The following is a 16,737-nucleotide window of genomic DNA, read 5'->3' on the forward strand; positions in this document are numbered from 1 at the left end:
ATGGGCGCGGACCCCACGTCGAGGACGGTCGGAGCGGTCTGGGGACTGCTGGTCCTCAACACGCTCGGCTCCGCCGGGGCGAGGACCATCGTCACCCTGCCGCGCTCCCTCATCCAGATGGTCACCATGGGCGCGCTGGTCGCCGCGTTCGCGCTGGCCCTCGCCCTCAACCTCCGGCTGCGCATCCGGGCCGGCGCCTTCCTGCTGCTGCTCACCCTGCTGGCCGCGCTGAGCGTGATCTCCAGCGTGCACCTGGAGTCCGGGTTCGGCGCGCTGTTCCGCTGCGCCCGGCTGGCCGTGTTCGTCGGCACGCTCTGGCTGCTCAGCCGCTGGTGGGACGGCGGTCTGATGTTCGTCCGGCACCACATCCGGATGTACTTCGCGGTGCTCGGGTCGGTGGCCGCCGGCCTGGTCGTCTCACCGGGCACGGCCATGCCCGACCTCTACGGCGGGCGGCTGGTCGGCGCGCTGTGGCCGCTGACCCCGCCGCAGATCGGCCAGTACGCCGCGGTGATCACCGGGCTCACCGTGCTGCTCGTGCTGGACCGCCGGACCGACGGGGCCGGCGCGGCGGTCGTCATCGTGCCCTCACTCGTCCTGCTCGCCCTGACCCACACCCGCACCGCCACCCTGGGCCTTGTCCTCGGGCTGGCGCTGGCGATCGGCTCGCTGGTCCTGACCAGCGCCGCCGCGCGCCGGTTCTTCGCCTGGGCGGTGCTGTGCGCCGTGGTGGCCGCGGTGGGGTTCGCCTCCGCCCTGCAGGCGTGGTTCCTGCGCGGGCAGAGCAGGGAGAACTTCTCCAGCCTCACCGGCCGGGCCAAGGTCTGGGACGCCCTGCTGACCGCGCCCCGGTCCACCTCGGAGCAGCTGTTCGGCGTGGGTCTGGGCGACAAGTCGTTCGGCGGGCTGCCGATCGACAACAGCTGGCTGGCCGTCTACCACGAGCAGGGCCTGACCGGCGTCGTCCTGGTGGCGGCGGTCGCCGTCGTGCTGGGCGGCGTCGCGCTGCTGCGGCCCCCGTCGCTGCCGAGGGCCTGCGCTCTCTTCCTGATCAGCTACTGCGCGATCGCGTCGTACACCGAGGCCGGGCTGGGCGACGCCTCGCCGTACCTGCTGCACCTGGCCGTGGCCGCCTCGCTGCTGGCCTCGCCCGCCGCGCCCGCTCCCCCGCCGGTGCCCGGAGTCTCCCGCCGGCCCGTCCCGCGATGGGCCCGCGGATCGGAGGTGACCTGACCATGCACGTCCTGGTGGTGCACAACCGCTACGCCTCGGCGCAGCCGAGCGGGGAGAACAAGGTCGTCGACCAGGAGGTGGCGCTGCTGCGCGGGGCCGGGCACCGGGTCGAGGTGTTCGAGCGGCGCAGCGACGACATCGCCGCCCGGTCGCTGCCGGGCAAGGCCGCACTGCCGCTGCTGGTGCCGTGGAACCCGGCGGTCCGCGCGGAGCTCGCGGCCCGGCTCCGCGCCGGGCGGCCGGACGTGGTGCACGTCCACAACGTCTTCCCGCTGCTGTCGCCGGCGGTGCTGGCCGCCTGCGCCGACACCGGTGTGCCCGCCGTCGCCACGCTGCACAACTACACCCAGGTCTGCCCGCCCGGCACGCTGCAGCGGGACGGCCGGCCGTGCGCCGAGTGCGTCGGGTCCACGCCGCTGCCCGCCGTCCGGCACGGCTGCTACCGCGGCTCCCGGCTGGCGACGGTGCCGCTCGCGGTCAGCCTGTCGGTCAACCGGCGGCGGTGGTGGTCCGGCGTGGAGCGGTTCTTCTGCATCTCCGCGGCGCAGCGTGACGTCCTGGTGCGGGCCGGCATGCCGGCCGAACGGCTGGCGGTCAAGCACAACTTCGTGCCCGACCCGGGCGTCCGCCGGGCGGGCGCCGGCGAGCACCTGCTCTTCCTGGGCCGGCTCGCCGAGGTCAAGGGCGTGCGGCTGCTCATGGCCGCGTGGGACGGGATCGCCGCCGGCGGCGGTGTCGGCGTGCCGCTCCTGGTCGCCGGCGCGGGACCGCTGGAGCGTGAGGTGGCCGCCTGGGCGGCGGGCCGGGACGACGTGCGGTACGCCGGCCTGTACGACGCCGAGCAGTGCCGGCAGGCCGTCGCGCGGTCGGTCGCCGTGGTGGCTCCCTCCACATGGCGGGAGGCGTTCGGACTGGTGGCCGTGGAGGCGATGGCGGCGGGGGTCCCGGCCGTCGCCGCCGGTCACGGCGCCTTCGTCGAACTCGTCGAGGACGGGGTGACCGGGCTGCTGCACCGGCCGGGCGAGCCGGCCTCGCTCGCGTCCTGCCTGCGCCGGATCACCGCGGACCCGGCGCGCAACCAGGAGATGGGACAGGCGGCCCGGCGCCGTTACGAGCGGGACTTCAGCCCGGCCGTCGGGCTGGAGCGCCTGGTGGAGGGGTACCGCACCGCGATCGCGGGTCGGTCCGGCGGCGGGGTCGGCCCGCCGCCGTCAGGGGACGCAAGCACTGGCTCGCGGCGGGGGCGCCCGCGCGAGCGGGATGGGGGCAGTAGATGACACGATGCCGACTCTGCGGCTCGGCGGCGCTGGCGAGCGTCGTCGATCTCGGGGCGACCCCGCCGTGCGAGAGCTTTCTCGCCGCGGACCAGCTGGACCGGCCGGAGCCGACGTACCCGCTGCACCTGCGGGTCTGCACCGACTGCTGGCTCGCGCAGATCCCTCCGCTGATCACGCCGGAGGAGACGTTCACGCAGTACGCGTACTTCTCGTCCTACTCGACCTCCTGGGTGGAGCACGCGCGCACGTTCGTCGCCGGCGCCGTACAGCGGCTGGACCTCGGCCCCGACGCCTTCGTGGTGGAGGTCGCGAGCAACGACGGGTACCTGCTGCGGCACGTGGTGGACCGCGGGCTGCGCTGCCTGGGCATCGAGCCCTCCGAGAACGTCGGCGCGGCGGCGCGGGAGGCCGGGGTGCCCACGCTCACCGCGTTCCTGGACCCCGCGACCGGCGCGGCCGTCCGCGCCGAGCACGGCCCGGCCGACCTGGTCGTGGCCAACAACGTGTACGCGCACATCCCCGACGTGGCCGGGTTCACCCGGGGGCTGCGCGCCCTGGTCGCCGACGACGGCTGGGTCTCCATCGAGGTGCAGCACCTGCTGACCCTGATCGAGGAGAACCAGTACGACACGATCTATCACGAGCACTTCCAGTACTACACGGTCGCGTCCGCGACCCGGGCCCTGGCGAGCGGCGGACTCACCCTCGTGGACGTCGAACTGCTGCCCACGCACGGCGGCTCGGTCCGGCTGTGGGCCCGGCCGGCCGAGGCGGCGGGCGACCCGGCGAGCGGGGTGTCCCCCGCCCGGGCGGAGCCGGGAGCCCGGGAAAGGGTGGCCGACGTGCTGGCCCGCGAGAAGGCCGCCGGGCTGCAGGAGCTGTCCGGGTACACGGAGTTCTCCGCACGGGTGGCCAAGGTGCGCCGGGACCTGCTGCGGTTCCTCGTCGAGGCCGCCGAACGCGGTGAGACGGTCGCCGGCTACGGCGCCCCGGGCAAGGGCAACACCCTGCTCAACCACTGCGGCATCCGGCCCGACCTGCTCCCGTACACGGTCGACCGCAACCCTTACAAGCACGGCAGGTTCACCCCCGGCACCCGCATCCCGGTCCTGCCGCCCGAGCAGTTGGCCGCCGACAGACCGGACTACGTCCTCGTCCTGCCCTGGAACCTGCGGGCCGAGCTGGTCGAGCATCTGTCGTACGTGCACGAGTGGGGCGGCCGGCTGGTCTTCCCCATCCCCGAACTGAGCGTCGTCGAGGCCGCGTCGAGAGAGGTCACAGCATGAAGGTCGTCCTGTTCTGCGGCGGTTACGGGATGCGGATGCGCAACGGCGCCTCCGACGACGTGCCCAAGCCGATGGCCATGGTCGGCCCGCGGCCGCTGATCTGGCACGTCATGCGCTACTACGCGCACTTCGGGCACACGGAGTTCATCCTGTGCCTCGGGTACGGGGCGCACCACATCAAGGACTTCTTCCTCACCTACGAGGAGACGGCGTCCAACGACTTCGTGCTGCGGGGCGGGCGGACCGAGCTGCTGTCCACCGACATCTCCTCCTGGACGATCACGTTCGTGCAGACCGGCATCGAGTCGCCGATCGGGGAGCGGCTGCGCCGGGTGCGGCACCACCTCGACGGCGACGAGATGTTCCTCGCCAACTACGCCGACGTGCTCACCGACGCCCCGCTGCCCAAGATGATCGACTCCTTCGCCCGGCGCGACGCCGGCGCGTCGATGATGGTGGTGCCGCCGCAGTCCTCGTTCCACTGCGTGGACCTGGGCGAGGACGGCCTGGTGGGGGGCATCACCGCGGTGAGCGAGTTACCGCTGTGGGAGAACGGCGGCTACTTCGTGCTCCGCCAGGAGATCTTCGACCACATCCCTCAGAACGGGGACCTGGTCGCCGACGGGTGCGCCCGGCTGGCCAAGCGCGGACGGCTGGTGGCGCACCGGCACCGCGGCTTCTGGAAGCCGACGGACACCGTGAAGGAGCGGGCCGCGCTCGACGCCGCCTACGCCCGGGGCGAGCGCCCGTGGGCCGTGTGGGAGCGGGACGCCGTGGGGGCGGGCGCGACCGGCGGGAACAGCTTCGGAGCGAGGACGTGATCCGGCTCGGGACCGGGCGCCTGGACCGGCTCGTCGCGGTGGGCGCGCACTGCGACGACATCGCCATCGGCGCCGGCGGCACACTGCTGGCGCTGTGCCGCGCGCGGCCGGGCGTCCGCGTGGACGCGCTGGTGCTCTCCGGCGGTGGCAGCGAGCGGGAGCAGGAGGAGCAGGCCGCGCTCGCCGCCTTCTGCCCGGGCGCCGATGTGCGGCTGACCGTGCTCAAGCTGCCGGACGGCCGGCTGCCGGCGCACTGGGACGAGGCCAAGGCCGCCGTCGAGGAGCTGCGGGTGCGGAGCGAGCCGGATCTCGTACTGGCCCCGCGCACCGACGACGCGCACCAGGACCACCGCGGTCTGGCGAAGCTGGTGTCCACCGCGTTCCGCGACCACCTCGTGCTCGGCTACGAGATCGTCAAGTGGGACGGCGACCTCGTCCGTCCGGTGGCGTACCAGCCGCTGTCGCCGGAGACCGCCGAACGGAAGGTGCGGCTGCTGCAGGAGCACTACCCCTCGCAGCGGCACCGGCCCTGGTACGACCGGGAGGCCTTCCTCGGTCTCGCGCGGATCCGCGGCATCGAATGCCACGCGCGCTACGCCGAGGCCTTCGCCGTCACCAAACTCACTCTCGACCTGGGGGAATGAACCTTGCGCGTACTGCTGACGGGACACCAGGGCTACCTGGGCACCGTGATGGCCCCGGTCCTCGCGGCCGCCGGGCACGAGGTCGTCGGGCTGGACGCCGGCCTGTTCGCCGACTGCGTGCTGGGCCCGGGGCCCGCCGACCCGCCGGGGCACCGGGTGGACCTGCGCGACGTCACGGCCGAGCACGTGGCCGGGGTGGACGCCGTGATCCACCTGGCCGCGCTGTCCAACGACCCGCTGGGATCGCTGGCGCCCGAGCTCACCTACGACATCAACCACCACGCGTCCGTGCGGCTGGCCCGGCTGGCCCGCGACGCCGGGGTCCGGCGCTTCCTGTACGCGTCGACCTGCTCGGTCTACGGCGCCGCCGGCGGGGACGACCTGGTGACCGAGGACGCCCCGCTGCGCCCGGTGACGCCGTACGCGGAGTCCAAGGTGCGGGTGGAGGACGACCTGCACGCGCTGGCCGACGGCGACTTCACCCCGGTGTACCTGCGCAACGCCACCGCCTTCGGCTACTCGCCCCGGCTGCGTGCCGACATCGTGCTGAACAACCTGGTGGGCCACGCGCTGCTGTCCGGCGAGGTGCGGGTGCTCTCCGACGGCACCCCCTGGCGCCCGCTGGTGCACGCCGCCGACATCGCAGGGGCCTTCGCGGCCGCGCTGGCCGCGCCGCGGGAGGCGGTGCACGACCGGGCGTTCAACATCGGCAGCGAGACCAACAACGTCACGGTCGCCGAGATCGCCGAACTGGTCGCCGAGGCGGTGTCCGGCGCGAAGGTGGTGATCACCGGGGAGACCGGTGCCGATCCGCGGTCCTACCGCGTGGACTTCTCCCGGTTCCGCGCCGCGGTGCCCGGCTTCGACTGCGCGTGGACGGTGAAGCAGGGCGCGCTCGAACTCGCCGACGCCTACCGGCAGCACGGGCTGGGCCGGGAGGACTTCGAGCGGCGCTTCACCCGGCTCGCCGTGCTGCGCGCGGCGTCCGACGCCGGCGCGGTCGACGACACCCTCAGGTGGCGCCGGTGACCGCGGCGGGTGAGGCGATGTACGCGCTGGTGGAGCGGCTGTACCCGCTGTGCCGCAGCATCACCGGCGACGGTGTGCGCGCCACCTTGGACATCGTCGGCGAGTACGTCCCGCTCCAGGTCCACGAGGTGCCGACCGGCACCGAGGTGCTCGACTGGACGGTGCCCCGGGAGTGGAACATCCGGGACGCGTACATCGCCGACGCGGCGGGCAACCGGGTCGTCGACTTCGCCGCGTCCAGCCTGCACGTGCTCGGCTACAGCGTGCCGGTGTCGGCGACCATGCCGCTGGCCGAGCTGCGCGGGCACCTGCACACCCTGCCGGACCACCCGTCCTGGGTGCCGTACCGCACCAGCTACTACCAGCCGGAATGGGGGTTCTGCCTGGCCCAGGAGACCCTGGACGCGATGCCGGACGGCGCGTACGAGGTGCGCATCGACTCCACGCTGACCGACGGCCATCTCACCTACGCCGAGCACGTGGTTCCCGGGCAGGTCCCCGACGAGGTGATCGTCTCCTGCCACGTCTGCCACCCGTCGCTGGCCAACGACAACCTGGCCGGCATCGCGGTGGCGACGTTCCTGGCCCGGGCGCTGGCCGAGCGGACGCCGTACCACACCTACCGGTTCCTGTTCGCGCCCGGCACCATCGGGGCGATCACCTGGCTGGCCCGCAACGCGGAGCGGGTGGACCGGGTCAGGCACGGGCTGGTGCTGGCCTGCGCCGGCGACCCGGGCCGGCTGACGTACAAGCAGAGCAGGCGCGGCGACGCGGAGATCGACCGGGTGATGCGCCACGTGCTGGCCGCCTCCGAACGCCCGCACCACATCACCGAGTTCACCCCGTACGGCTACGACGAGCGGCAGTTCTGCTCGCCCGGGTTCGACCTCGGCGTGGGCTCGCTCAGCCGGACCCCGTACGCCGGCTACCCCGAGTACCACACCTCGGCGGACAACCTGGACCTCGTCACCCCGGAGGCGATGGCGGACACGCTCGCCCTGTGCCGGGAGGCGTTCTCCGTGCTGGACCGCAACCGGCGGTACGTCAACCTCAGCCCTTATGGCGAGCCTCAGCTGGGCCGGCGCGGGCTGTACGACTCGCTCGGCGGCCGCAGTGACGCCAAGCAGGCGCAGATGGCCATGCTCTGGGTGCTCAGCCTGTCCGACGGCGAGCACAGTCTGCTGGACGTCGCCGAGCGGTCCGGGCTGCCCTTCGACACCGTCGCCGACGCGGCCGGCGCCCTGCGGGGCGCCGGGCTGATCAAGGCATGACGCCGATGACCGCCGGGGAGGGCAGGGCGACGGCGTCGGCGGCCCCCGCCGGACCGGCCCGGCGGGCCGCCGAGCGGGCCGTGGTCGGCCGGCTGTCCTGGGGACTGGCCGACCAGGCGGCCTCCAGCCTGTCCAACTTCGTGGTGGGCGTCTACGTGGCCCGCTCGCTGGGCGTGACCGCGTTCGGTGTGTTCAGCCTGGCCTGGGTGACCTACGGCGTGGTGCTCAGCGTCTCCCGCGGGCTGGCCACCGACCCGCTCGTGGTCCGCTTCAGCGGTGTGCCGGACGCCTCCTGGCGCGTGGCGGTGGCCCGGTCCTCGGGGACCGCGCTCGGCGTCGGCGCCGCCATCGGCGCGGCGTGCGTGGCGGCCGGACTGGCTGCCGGCGGCCGGGTGGGACTCGCGTTCGCCTGCCTCGGCGCCGTGCTGCCGGGCCTGCTGCTGCAGGACGCCTGGCGGTACTCGTTCTTCGCCGCCGGCGCCGGGCGGAAGGCGTTCGTCAACGACCTCGTGTGGGGCGCCGCGCTCGCCCCGGCCATGGTGGTGGCGGCCCGCTCGGGCAGCGTGGCCGCCTTCGTGCTCGCCTGGGGCGGATCCGCCGCGGTGGCCGCGGTGTACGGCTGCTTCCAGTCCCGGATCCGGCCCCGCCCGGCCGGAGCGCGCGCCTGGGTGCGCGACCATCGCGACCTCGGCTGCCGGTACCTGGTCGAGAACACCTGCGTCAGCGGCGCGGGCCAGCTGCGGGCGTACGGGCTCGGCGCGATCGTCGGGGTGGGCGCGGTCGGGGTGGTCCGGGGCGCCGAGCTGCTGCTCGGGCCGTTCCTCGCCGTGCTGATGGGGCTGTCCCTGGTCACCGTCGCGGAGGCGGCACGGGTGCTGCGGCGGGCCCCGCACCGGCTGGGCGCGTTCTGCCTCCTGCTGGGCGGCGGGCAGGCCGCCGCCGCGCTGCTCTGGGGCGCGGCGCTGCTGCTGGTGCCGGACCGGCTCGGCGAGCTCGTGCTCGGCGGCGTCTGGCACTCCGCCTCCCAGCTCGTCGTGCCGGCCACGCTCGGCGTGGCGGGCGCCGGCCTCGGCACCGGCGCGGCGGCCGGGCTGCGCGCGCTCGGCGCGGCCCGGCGCAGCCTGCGCTGCCAGCTGTTCGCCTCCGCCTGCTACGTCGGCGGCGGGCTCGGCGGGGCGGTGATGGCCGGCACGGTCGGCTCGGCCTGGGGCGTCGCCGCCGCGACCGTCTGCGGCTCGGCCGTGTGGTGGCTGCACCTGCGGTCCGCCCTGCGCGAGCGCCACCGGCCACCCCTGGACTCCATCCGTGAAGTGAGGACGCCATGACCGCCCATCCCCGGCTGAGCATCGGCCTGCCCGTGTACAACGGCGAGGAGTACCTGGCCGAGGCGCTCGACGCCCTGCTCGGCCAGACCTACGAGGACTTCGAGCTGGTCGTCTCCGACAACGCCTCGACCGACGGGACCCGGGACATCTGCCGCCGGTACGCCGCGCGGGACTCGCGCATCCGGTACATCCGGCTGACCCGGAACATCGGCGCCGCGCCGAACCACAACCACGTGTTCACCCAGTGCCGCGGCGAGCTGTTCAAGTGGGCCTCGCACGACGACCTGTACGCCCGGGACCTGCTGCGGCGCTGCGTCGAGGCGCTCGACGAGCGGCCGGACGTGGTCCTCGCGCACAGCGGCCAGGCGGTCGTCGACGCCGCCGGCCGGGTGAAGGTCCCCTACGAGTACGGGCTGGCCACCGACTCGCCGCACGCCCCGGAGCGGTTCCGCAGCCTGCTGTTCGAGCCCGGCGGCGACGACTTCTACGGGGTGATGCGGGCCGACGTGCTGCGCCGGGTGAGGCCGCACGACAGCTACCACCACGCGGACCGCACCTTCGTCGCCGAGCTCACCCTGCACGGGCCCTTCCACCAGGTGCCGGAGCTGCTGTACTTCCGCCGCGACCACCCCACCCGCGCCGAGCGGGCGAACCCCTCCAAGCGCTCCCGGTGCGTCAACCTGGACCCGCGCCGGGCAGGCCCGCTGCACCCGACGCCCCGGCTGCTGGCCGAGTACGTCTGGGGCTTCGTCTCCGCCGTCCGGCGGGCGCCGCTGTCCCCGGCCGACCGGCGCGCGTGCTACCGCCACCTCGCCGCCTGGATGACCAGCAGGGTCCGGCCGGGCGCCGGCGAGCGGGTCGAGGACCGCGCCCCGGTCGACCCGGCCCGGCTCACCGTCTCCGTCGACGCCCTCGTCGCCGGCCGCGAGGGGAGGCGGGCATGACCTCCCCGAACGGTGCTCCGGTGCGCGTCGGGCTGTTCGGCCTGCTCGGCTCCGGCAACCTCGGCAACGACGGGTCGCTGGAGGCGGTGCTCGGCTACCTCCGTGCCGAGCACCCGGAGGCGGTCGTGGACGCGCTGTGCGGCGGACCCGAGGTCGTCGCGGCCCGGTACGGGATACGGGCGACACGGCTGCACTGGTACCGCGGGGAGTACCGGACGGCGTCGGGTGCGGGCGCCGTCGCGGCGAAGGCCGCGGGCAAGCTCGCCGACGCCGTCCGCACCGCCGTCTGGGTCCGCCGGCACGACGTGGTGATCGTGCCCGGCATGGGCGTCCTGGAGGCGACGCTGCCGCTGCGGCCGTGGGGCTTCCCGTACTCGCTGTTCCTGCTGTGCGCGGCCGGCCGGCTGTTCGGCACCCCGGTCGCGCTGGCCGGTGTCGGCGCCGCCGCGATCGGCAGCCGGCCGACCCGGGCCCTGGTGCGCTGGTCGGCGCGGCTGGCCGCCTACCGCTCGTACCGGGACACGCTGTCCCGCGACGCGATCCGGGCGATGGGCGTGGACACCGCGCACGACGAGGTCTACCCGGACCTCGCGTTCGCCCTGCCGGCGCCGCCGGCGAGCGCGCCCTCGGGACGGCCGGGCCGGGTCTGCGTCGGGGTCATGGACTTCCACGGCGGCGATGACGACCGGGCCCGGGCCGGGGAGATCCACCGGCGCTACCTCGACGAAACGACCCGCTTCGTCCGCGCGCTGGCCGAGCAGGGCAGGCCGGTCCGGCTGCTCACCGGTGACGAGTGCGACGCGCCGGTGGCCGCCGCGATCCTCGACGCGGTGGACTCGCCGCTGGTCACCGCCGCCGGGGCGGCCTCGCTGACCGACCTGATGAAGGAGGTGGCGGCGGCCGACAGCGTGGTGGCGACCCGGTACCACAACCTGGTCTGCGCGCTGAAGGCCGGCACGCCGACGCTCGCCGTCAGCTACGCGGCGAAGAGCGACGCGCTCATGGCCCGGATGGGGCTCGGCGCGTACTGCCACCCGGCCCGCGAGGTCGACGCCGAGCGGTTGCTCGAGCAGTTCCGGGAGCTGGAGCGGCGATCGGCGGAGCTGCGGCGGACCCTCACCGAGCGGAACCTGCTCGCCGCCCGGCGCCTGGAGCACCAGTTCACCGCCCTGACAGCGGCCCTGTTCCCGGCGGCCGACCACGCCCACGCCCTGCGGGAGGCTTCATGAGCACGCCAGGAATGAGAGCGACCGAGGTCCCGGCGATCGCCGGCGCGTACCTGTTCGAGCCGACGCCGCACGCCGACGAGCGCGGCTTCTTCTGCCGCACCTTCGACGCCGACGTGGTCCGCTCGGTGGGCCTCGACCCGGACGCCTTCGTCCAGGACAGCCTGTCCCGCTCGGTCCGGGGCGTGCTGCGCGGCCTGCACCTGCGCTCCGGCGCCGGCGAGGCCAAGCTCGTGCGGTGCTCGTACGGGGAGGTCTTCGACGTCGTCGTGGACCTGCGGAAGGACTCGCCGACCTACCTGGGCCGGGCCTTCTTCGAACTGTCCGGCGAGACGCAGGCGACCGTGTACGTCCCGGCGGGATGCGCGCACGGCTTCCAGGCCCTGACCGGGACCGCCGACGTCTCCTACCGGATCGACCGCCCGCACGACCCGGCCGAGGACGTGACGATCGCCTTCGACGACCCGCAGCTCAACATTCCGTGGCCGCTGCCGGTCACCACGACGTCCCGGCGGGACCGGGAGGCGCCCAGCCTCGCCGAGGTCCTGCGGAAGGAAGAGAGCTGAGGCCGGCGTGGACACCGAACACACCGAAGAGCTCCCGCTGCCCCGGTCGCGGGCGGCGAACGAGCGGCTGCACGCCCTGATCCCCGGGGGCGCGCACACCTACGCCAAGGGCGACGACCAGTACCCCCAGGACCTGGCCCCGGTCATCAGCCACGGCCGCGGCGCCCACGTGTGGGACGTCGACGGCAACCGCTACGTCGAGTACGGCTCCGGACTGCGGTCGGTCAGCCTCGGCCACGCCCACCCCAGGGTGACCGAGGCGGTGCGGCGGGAACTCGACCGCGGCAGCAACTTCGTCCGGCCGTCCGTCCTGGAGGCGGAGGCCGCGGAGCGCTTCCTGGCCACCGTGCCGACCGCCGACATGGTGAAGTTCGCGAAGAACGGCTCCGACGCCACGACCGCCGCGGTGCGTCTCGCCCGCGCCGCCACCGGGCGCCCGCGGGTGGCCGTCTGCGCCGACCACCCGTTCTTCTCCGTCGACGACTGGTTCATCGGCACCACGCCGATGTCCGCCGGTGTCCCGGCGGCGGCCAAGGAGCTCACCGTGGCGTTCCCCTACGGGGACCTGGCCGCCACGGAGGAGCTGCTCACCCGGTACCGGGACGAGGTCGCCTGCCTGATCCTCGAACCCGCCTCCCACACCGCGCCCTCCCCGGCCTCTTCGAGCCGGGAGGACCCCACTGCCGGGTATCTCGCCGGGCTGCGCGAGCTCGCCGACCGGCACGGCTGTGTACTGGTCTTCGACGAGATGATCACCGGCTTCCGCTGGTCCGAGGCGGGCGCCCAGGGCGTGTACGGCGTCGTCCCCGACCTCTCCACGTTCGGCAAGGCGCTGGGCAACGGCTTCGCCGTCTCGGCGCTGGCCGGGCGCCGCGAGCTGATGGAACTGGGCGGGCTGCGCCACTCCGGTGACCGGGTGTTCCTGCTGTCCACCACGCACGGCGCGGAGACGCACTCCCTGGCGGCCGCGATGGCCGTGCTCACCACCTACGTCGAGGAGGGCGTCACCGCGCGGCTGCACGCCCTCGGCGAGCGGCTGGCCGCCGGCGTCCGCGAGGCCGCGGCCGCCCTGGGCGTCGGCGACCACGTCGTCGTCCGGGGCCGGGCCAGCAACCTGGTCTTCGCCACCCTCGACGAGAACCGGCAGCCGTCGCAGCCGTACCGCACCCTGTTCCTGCGCCGGCTCCTCGCGGGCGGCGTGCTGGCCCCGTCGTTCGTGGTGAGCAGCGCACTCGGCGACGCCGACATCGACCACACCGTCGACGTGGTGGCCCAGGCGTGTGCGGTGTACCGCAAGGCACTGGACGCCGCCGACCCCACCCCCTGGCTCGGCGGACGACCGGTGAAGCCCGTTTTCCGCCGCCGGGCGTGACGGGAGCCAGCGGTGCTCCGGCCGTCCGGCGCATGGTGACTGGGGGTCAGCGGCCTTCCTCCGGCCGGCACCGGGGGTGACCGATCGTCAGCGGGCCTGCCGGTGAAGGCCGCCAGTGCTGCCGTCGAACCGGCGCCGTGAGTGTGTTCCACCGACCGGCGCCGGGCCTGACCGGACGCCAGCGCTGCTCCCACCGACCGGCGCCAGGCCTGACCGGACGCCAGCGGTGCTCCCACCGACCGGCGCCGGACCTGACCGGACGCCAGCGCTGCTCCCACCGACCGGCGCCAGGCCTGACCGGACGCCAGCGGTGCTCCCACCGACCGGCGCCAGGCCTGACCGGACGCCAACGGGTGCTCCGGTCGACGCCGCCCGTGACCTCACCGATCAGCGACCGGATTGGACGACGCATCCAGCGGTGACATCTCACTCACCGACCCGGCGCCGGGCATGACCGGACGTCCACGGTGTTCCCGCCGACTGCCGCCGGTGCTCCGCCGACCGGACTCGAAGTGACGGGCACGTCAGCAGCGGTGTTTTCCGGCGACCGCCCGCCGCTCGGGCGTGATCGGACATCAGCGAGGCCTCCCCGGCCGCCGCCGGGCGTGGCCGGACGTCAGCGGTGCTCCCGCCGAGATGCCCCCAGTGCTACCGCCGACCGGCGGACTGGAAGTGGCGGCACGTCAGCGGTCGTGCTCGCGCCGGCCGACGCCGACCCTCCAGTCGGCCGACCGGTCGGCCACCCGGTCGACCAGCCACGCGGTCGCCGGTGTCACCGCCAGCGCGGTGCACCAGCCGCCGAGGACGTCGGTCGCGTAGTGCGCGCCCAGGGCGACCTGTGCCCAGCCCATGGCGGCGCCGGCGACCAGCGCCGCGGCGAGCACGACGGACGTGCCGGCCGCTCTGCCCAGGGCGAGCCGGCCGGTCGCCAGCAGCGCCACCACGAGGGCCAGCGCGGTGAGGAAGGCGGTGTGCCCGCTCGGGTAGGACAGGCTCCCGTCGTGGATGGTGCGTCCCACCAGGGACTTCAGCAGCGTCGCCGCCCCTACGGCCAGGCCGGTGCCGGCGACGGCGACCACCGCCGCGCGAGGACGGCGAAGCAGCAGGCAGCCCGTCACGACGGCCACGACCAGCGCCGCCGCTCCCCCGGGCTCCCCCAGGAAGTCCGTGGCCAGAGCGGCGTACCGCCACGGCGGCCCCACACCGTCCACCGCCGCCCCGATCCGCGCGTCCACCGCGCCGGGCCCGCTGTCGCCGGCGTACCGGACTCCGAGCACGGCGGCCACCAGCGCGGCGAGGGCCGCGACCAGCCCGAGCCGCACGCGCAGCGACGCGGGCAGCACCGCGGGCACCGGCCGGCCGGTCACCCGCCCACCGCGTCGGGCCGGCCCGCGGTGTTCCACCTCCCACCCCGCCCAGGAGGCCCGCCGGTCCGGCCTCTCGCACCAACGGCCGACCGGTCGCCCACCCGGCGGCCAGGGCCGGCGCCCCGCGCATCGCGCGTCACCAGGACGGGCCGGCTTCCGGGCCTCGTCCGGCCGAGCGATCCAGCGCAACTGGCCTCGGCCGATGTGAACTGCGACTTCCGCCCGGACCAACTCCCCACGAACGACCCCCCGTCGTGTCCGGCCCGGCCCGCGCCGGAGCCGTCAGCCTGTGCGGCAGCCCCGAACTCGCCGGCCCGTCCGTCACCCCGGCCAAGGGCAACGGGATCGGTCACCACGCGCCACCCTAACCAACAACGCGGCCGCGGCGCTCCGCCGTCAGAGAGCCGATGTGTCCAACTCCGCGGACGTCGGTTCCGGACTCCGCGGACGTCGGTCCCGGACCGCGGTCCCACGCCGGAGCCTCTCCGTCGAAGTCGCCGCCGGGGACCGCTCGTCGACAACCGTGGCGAGGGCGGAGGCGACGAGAGCGACAGCGCGGTCGTCGTCGTGGGCCAGTTGGCGCAGGACCTCCCGCACGGTGGTCCCCGGCAGCTCGACCAGCGCCTGCGTCAGACGTATCCGCGTCGCGGAGTCCGCGGTGGGCGCGGCGAGTTGGTCGACCAGTGCGGTCAGGATCCGGTCCGCGCACCCGGGGTCCTGGGACAGCGCTCCCAGGACCTCCGCCGCTTCGACGTCGTGGGAGCCCTCGACCACCATGCCGACGAGTGCCGGCACGGCCTCGGTCACGCCATGCCGGCCCAGTGCCAGAGCGGCGTGCCCGCGCACCGTCGCGTCCGGATCCCCGAGCGCCTCCACGAGCACCGCGGTCGCACCCGAGGCCCCGGCCATCCCGGCGATCGCCAGCACCGCGCGTCGCCGGACGTCGACGTCCTCCGCGTGCACGCCGGCGGCGAGCGCCGCCACGCCGTCGCCGCCCGATCGGGCGAGCGCCCAGCGCAGGGCCCCGGCGACGTTGGGCTCGGATTCGGCCAGGACCGCCCCGGCCAGCAGCTCGGCGGGAACCGACACGCCGTCCGGCTGGGCGAGAACGGCTTGCTGCCTGCGCGCGGCGCTGGCCGAGTCGAGCCCCTGCATGAGTTCGACGATGCGCAGGACGTCCTGCCATCCAGTGGGGGCCGACGCATCGACGGCGCGCAGCCGCTCCAGCAACTCCCGCTCCCGCTCCAAGCGGTTCTGCGTCCACCGGATCAGGTCGCTGACCAGGGCGGACGGAGTGAAGGCCGGATCCTTGAGCGCGCGCCCGACCTGCTTGAGCGAGAGCCCGAGGGACCGCAGGCTCTCCACGTGGAAGATCCTGCGGACGTCCTCGGCGGAGTACTCGCGGTAGCCGCCGACGGTGCGACCCGTCGGTCGCACCAGTCCGAGCGCGTCGTAGTGCCGGAGCATTCTGGGGCTCACCCCGGAGTGACGCGCCACATCACCGATCAGCATTGCGCGTCCCCCACGTCAGCCGTGGCGGCCTCGGCAGCCTTCATCGACCCGGCGGTCTCGTAAGCCCCAGCGGTCCCCGCCGTTCCGGCGGTCTCGAAGGCCCCGGCGGTCTCCGTGGTCCCAGCGATTCCCGGCACAGCCGCCGCGGCGGCGACTCGCTCCGGGCCGAGCGCGACGACTCGCTTGGCCTCCTCAACAGCCGCGTCGAAACCGGTCTCCGGGTTCTGCCGGAGGAACTCGGTGGCACGGGCGTGCGCAGCCACCCCACGGTCGGGGTTCGCCGCAGCCCTCGCCAGGGCGGGCCCGGCCACGTCTCCGAGGTCGATGAGGGCCCGGCTCAGGCTGAGCCGCACACCGCGGTCTCCGCGGCCGAGCTGCATGACCAGTTCGTCGACGAGACCCTCCCTCGCGTCCTCGGGCACGAGGACGACCGCGACCCGCCACGCGGTCCGCGCGACCTCGTCGTCGGCGTCGCGCAGCATGGAGCGCGTGAGCCAGGCCCACGCCCTTCTGTCACCGATCTTGGAGAGCGTGTGCAACGCCTGGCTGCGGGCCTGAGGACGCTCCGAGGCGAGTTCCTGGCCCATCCGGGGCACGGTGACCTCGGGCGGGAGGCGGGTCAGCGCCCAGGACAGCATGTCCCGCACGAAGAAGTCCGGTTCGACCGCGCACCGCTCGACGAGCGTCTCCAGGAAGTGCAGGTGAGGGTCCGAGCCGATCGCCAGGGCCGCCTGCAGCCGGACCGACGCGTCCGCGGCACTCAGGGCGCCGGCCATACGGGCGTTGCGCGGGGTTCCGTCCGCCGTGTTGATCGCAACCACCTCCTGCACTCAGGGGACACCTTGTCACCATGTCAAGGTCAAG

Annotated in this window: 15 protein-coding genes; 12 read left to right on the top strand and 3 right to left on the bottom strand. The window is 74.5% G+C overall.

Features of this window, described 5'->3' with window-relative positions:
• From ABZ920_RS09965 to ABZ920_RS10020, 12 genes are read left to right on the top strand one after another with little or no spacing between them, the layout of a single operon-like run.
• Positions 1-1,233 (top strand): O-antigen ligase domain-containing protein, encoded by a 1,233-nt coding sequence (locus tag ABZ920_RS09965; RefSeq protein WP_361501051.1) that lies wholly within the window; start codon positions 1-3, stop codon positions 1,231-1,233.
• Positions 1,234-1,235: 2 nt separating this feature from the next.
• On the top strand, positions 1,236-2,510 hold the full coding sequence (locus ABZ920_RS09970) for a glycosyltransferase (protein ID WP_361501054.1): 1,275 nt from the start codon (positions 1,236-1,238) through the stop codon (positions 2,508-2,510).
• On the top strand, positions 2,507-3,796 hold the full coding sequence (locus ABZ920_RS09975; RefSeq protein WP_361501057.1) for a class I SAM-dependent methyltransferase: 1,290 nt from the start codon (positions 2,507-2,509) through the stop codon (positions 3,794-3,796). The genes ABZ920_RS09970 and ABZ920_RS09975 overlap by 4 nt, the downstream gene beginning before the upstream one ends.
• Positions 3,793-4,617, top strand: coding sequence for a glucose-1-phosphate cytidylyltransferase (locus tag ABZ920_RS09980; protein WP_361501060.1), 825 nt, complete (start codon positions 3,793-3,795; stop codon positions 4,615-4,617). The genes ABZ920_RS09975 and ABZ920_RS09980 overlap by 4 nt, the downstream gene beginning before the upstream one ends.
• Entirely contained in the window at positions 4,614-5,261 is a 648-nt protein-coding gene (locus tag ABZ920_RS09985) for a PIG-L deacetylase family protein (RefSeq protein ID WP_361501063.1), read from the top strand. Before ABZ920_RS09980 ends, ABZ920_RS09985 begins: the two co-directional genes overlap by 4 nt.
• Before the next feature lie 3 nt (positions 5,262-5,264).
• Positions 5,265-6,290: an SDR family oxidoreductase gene (locus ABZ920_RS09990; protein ID WP_361501066.1), complete on the top strand. Its 1,026-nt coding sequence runs from the start codon at positions 5,265-5,267 to the stop codon at positions 6,288-6,290.
• Positions 6,278-7,561 (top strand): DUF4910 domain-containing protein, encoded by a 1,284-nt coding sequence (locus tag ABZ920_RS09995; protein ID WP_361501069.1) that lies wholly within the window; start codon positions 6,278-6,280, stop codon positions 7,559-7,561. The genes ABZ920_RS09990 and ABZ920_RS09995 overlap by 13 nt, the downstream gene beginning before the upstream one ends.
• Positions 7,558-8,886 carry a hypothetical protein gene (locus ABZ920_RS10000; RefSeq protein ID WP_361501072.1) on the top strand — a complete coding sequence of 443 codons (1,329 nt, stop codon included), beginning with the start codon at positions 7,558-7,560 and terminating at the stop codon, positions 8,884-8,886. Before ABZ920_RS09995 ends, ABZ920_RS10000 begins: the two co-directional genes overlap by 4 nt.
• Positions 8,883-9,830 (top strand): glycosyltransferase family 2 protein, encoded by a 948-nt coding sequence (locus ABZ920_RS10005; RefSeq protein ID WP_361501075.1) that lies wholly within the window; start codon positions 8,883-8,885, stop codon positions 9,828-9,830. Before ABZ920_RS10000 ends, ABZ920_RS10005 begins: the two co-directional genes overlap by 4 nt.
• Positions 9,827-11,059, top strand: a complete 1,233-nt coding sequence (locus tag ABZ920_RS10010) for a polysaccharide pyruvyl transferase family protein (protein WP_361501078.1) — start codon at positions 9,827-9,829, stop codon at positions 11,057-11,059. The genes ABZ920_RS10005 and ABZ920_RS10010 overlap by 4 nt, the downstream gene beginning before the upstream one ends.
• 11 nt (positions 11,060-11,070) lie before the next feature.
• The gene (gene rfbC, locus ABZ920_RS10015) at positions 11,071-11,622 is read left to right on the top strand and encodes a dTDP-4-dehydrorhamnose 3,5-epimerase (RefSeq protein WP_361501433.1); all 552 of its coding nucleotides are present in this window, start codon (positions 11,071-11,073) and stop codon (positions 11,620-11,622) included.
• 7 nt (positions 11,623-11,629) lie between these two features.
• Entirely contained in the window at positions 11,630-12,994 is a 1,365-nt protein-coding gene (locus tag ABZ920_RS10020) for a glutamate-1-semialdehyde 2,1-aminomutase (protein ID WP_361501080.1), read from the top strand.
• A gap of 683 nt (positions 12,995-13,677) precedes the next feature.
• On the opposite strand, the gene ABZ920_RS10025 is transcribed toward ABZ920_RS10020, so the two are convergent.
• The 3 genes from ABZ920_RS10025 to ABZ920_RS10035 form a co-directional block, all read right to left on the bottom strand.
• Positions 13,678-14,361, bottom strand: a complete 684-nt coding sequence (locus ABZ920_RS10025; RefSeq protein ID WP_361501083.1) for a phosphatase PAP2 family protein — start codon at positions 14,359-14,361, stop codon at positions 13,678-13,680.
• A gap of 396 nt (positions 14,362-14,757) precedes the next feature.
• The gene (locus ABZ920_RS10030; RefSeq protein WP_361501086.1) at positions 14,758-15,873 is read right to left on the bottom strand and encodes a MerR family transcriptional regulator; all 1,116 of its coding nucleotides are present in this window, start codon (positions 15,871-15,873) and stop codon (positions 14,758-14,760) included.
• Complete coding sequence (locus ABZ920_RS10035; protein ID WP_361501436.1) at positions 15,867-16,649, bottom strand: HEAT repeat domain-containing protein; 783 nt, start codon at positions 16,647-16,649, stop codon at positions 15,867-15,869. The genes ABZ920_RS10030 and ABZ920_RS10035 overlap by 7 nt, the downstream gene beginning before the upstream one ends.
• Between the last annotated feature and the right edge of the window lie 88 nt (positions 16,650-16,737).

Origin of the sequence: Streptomyces sp. NPDC046831 (assembly GCF_040645305.1) — a bacterium.
Classification (GTDB): Bacteria; Actinomycetota; Actinomycetes; order Streptomycetales; family Streptomycetaceae; genus Streptomyces.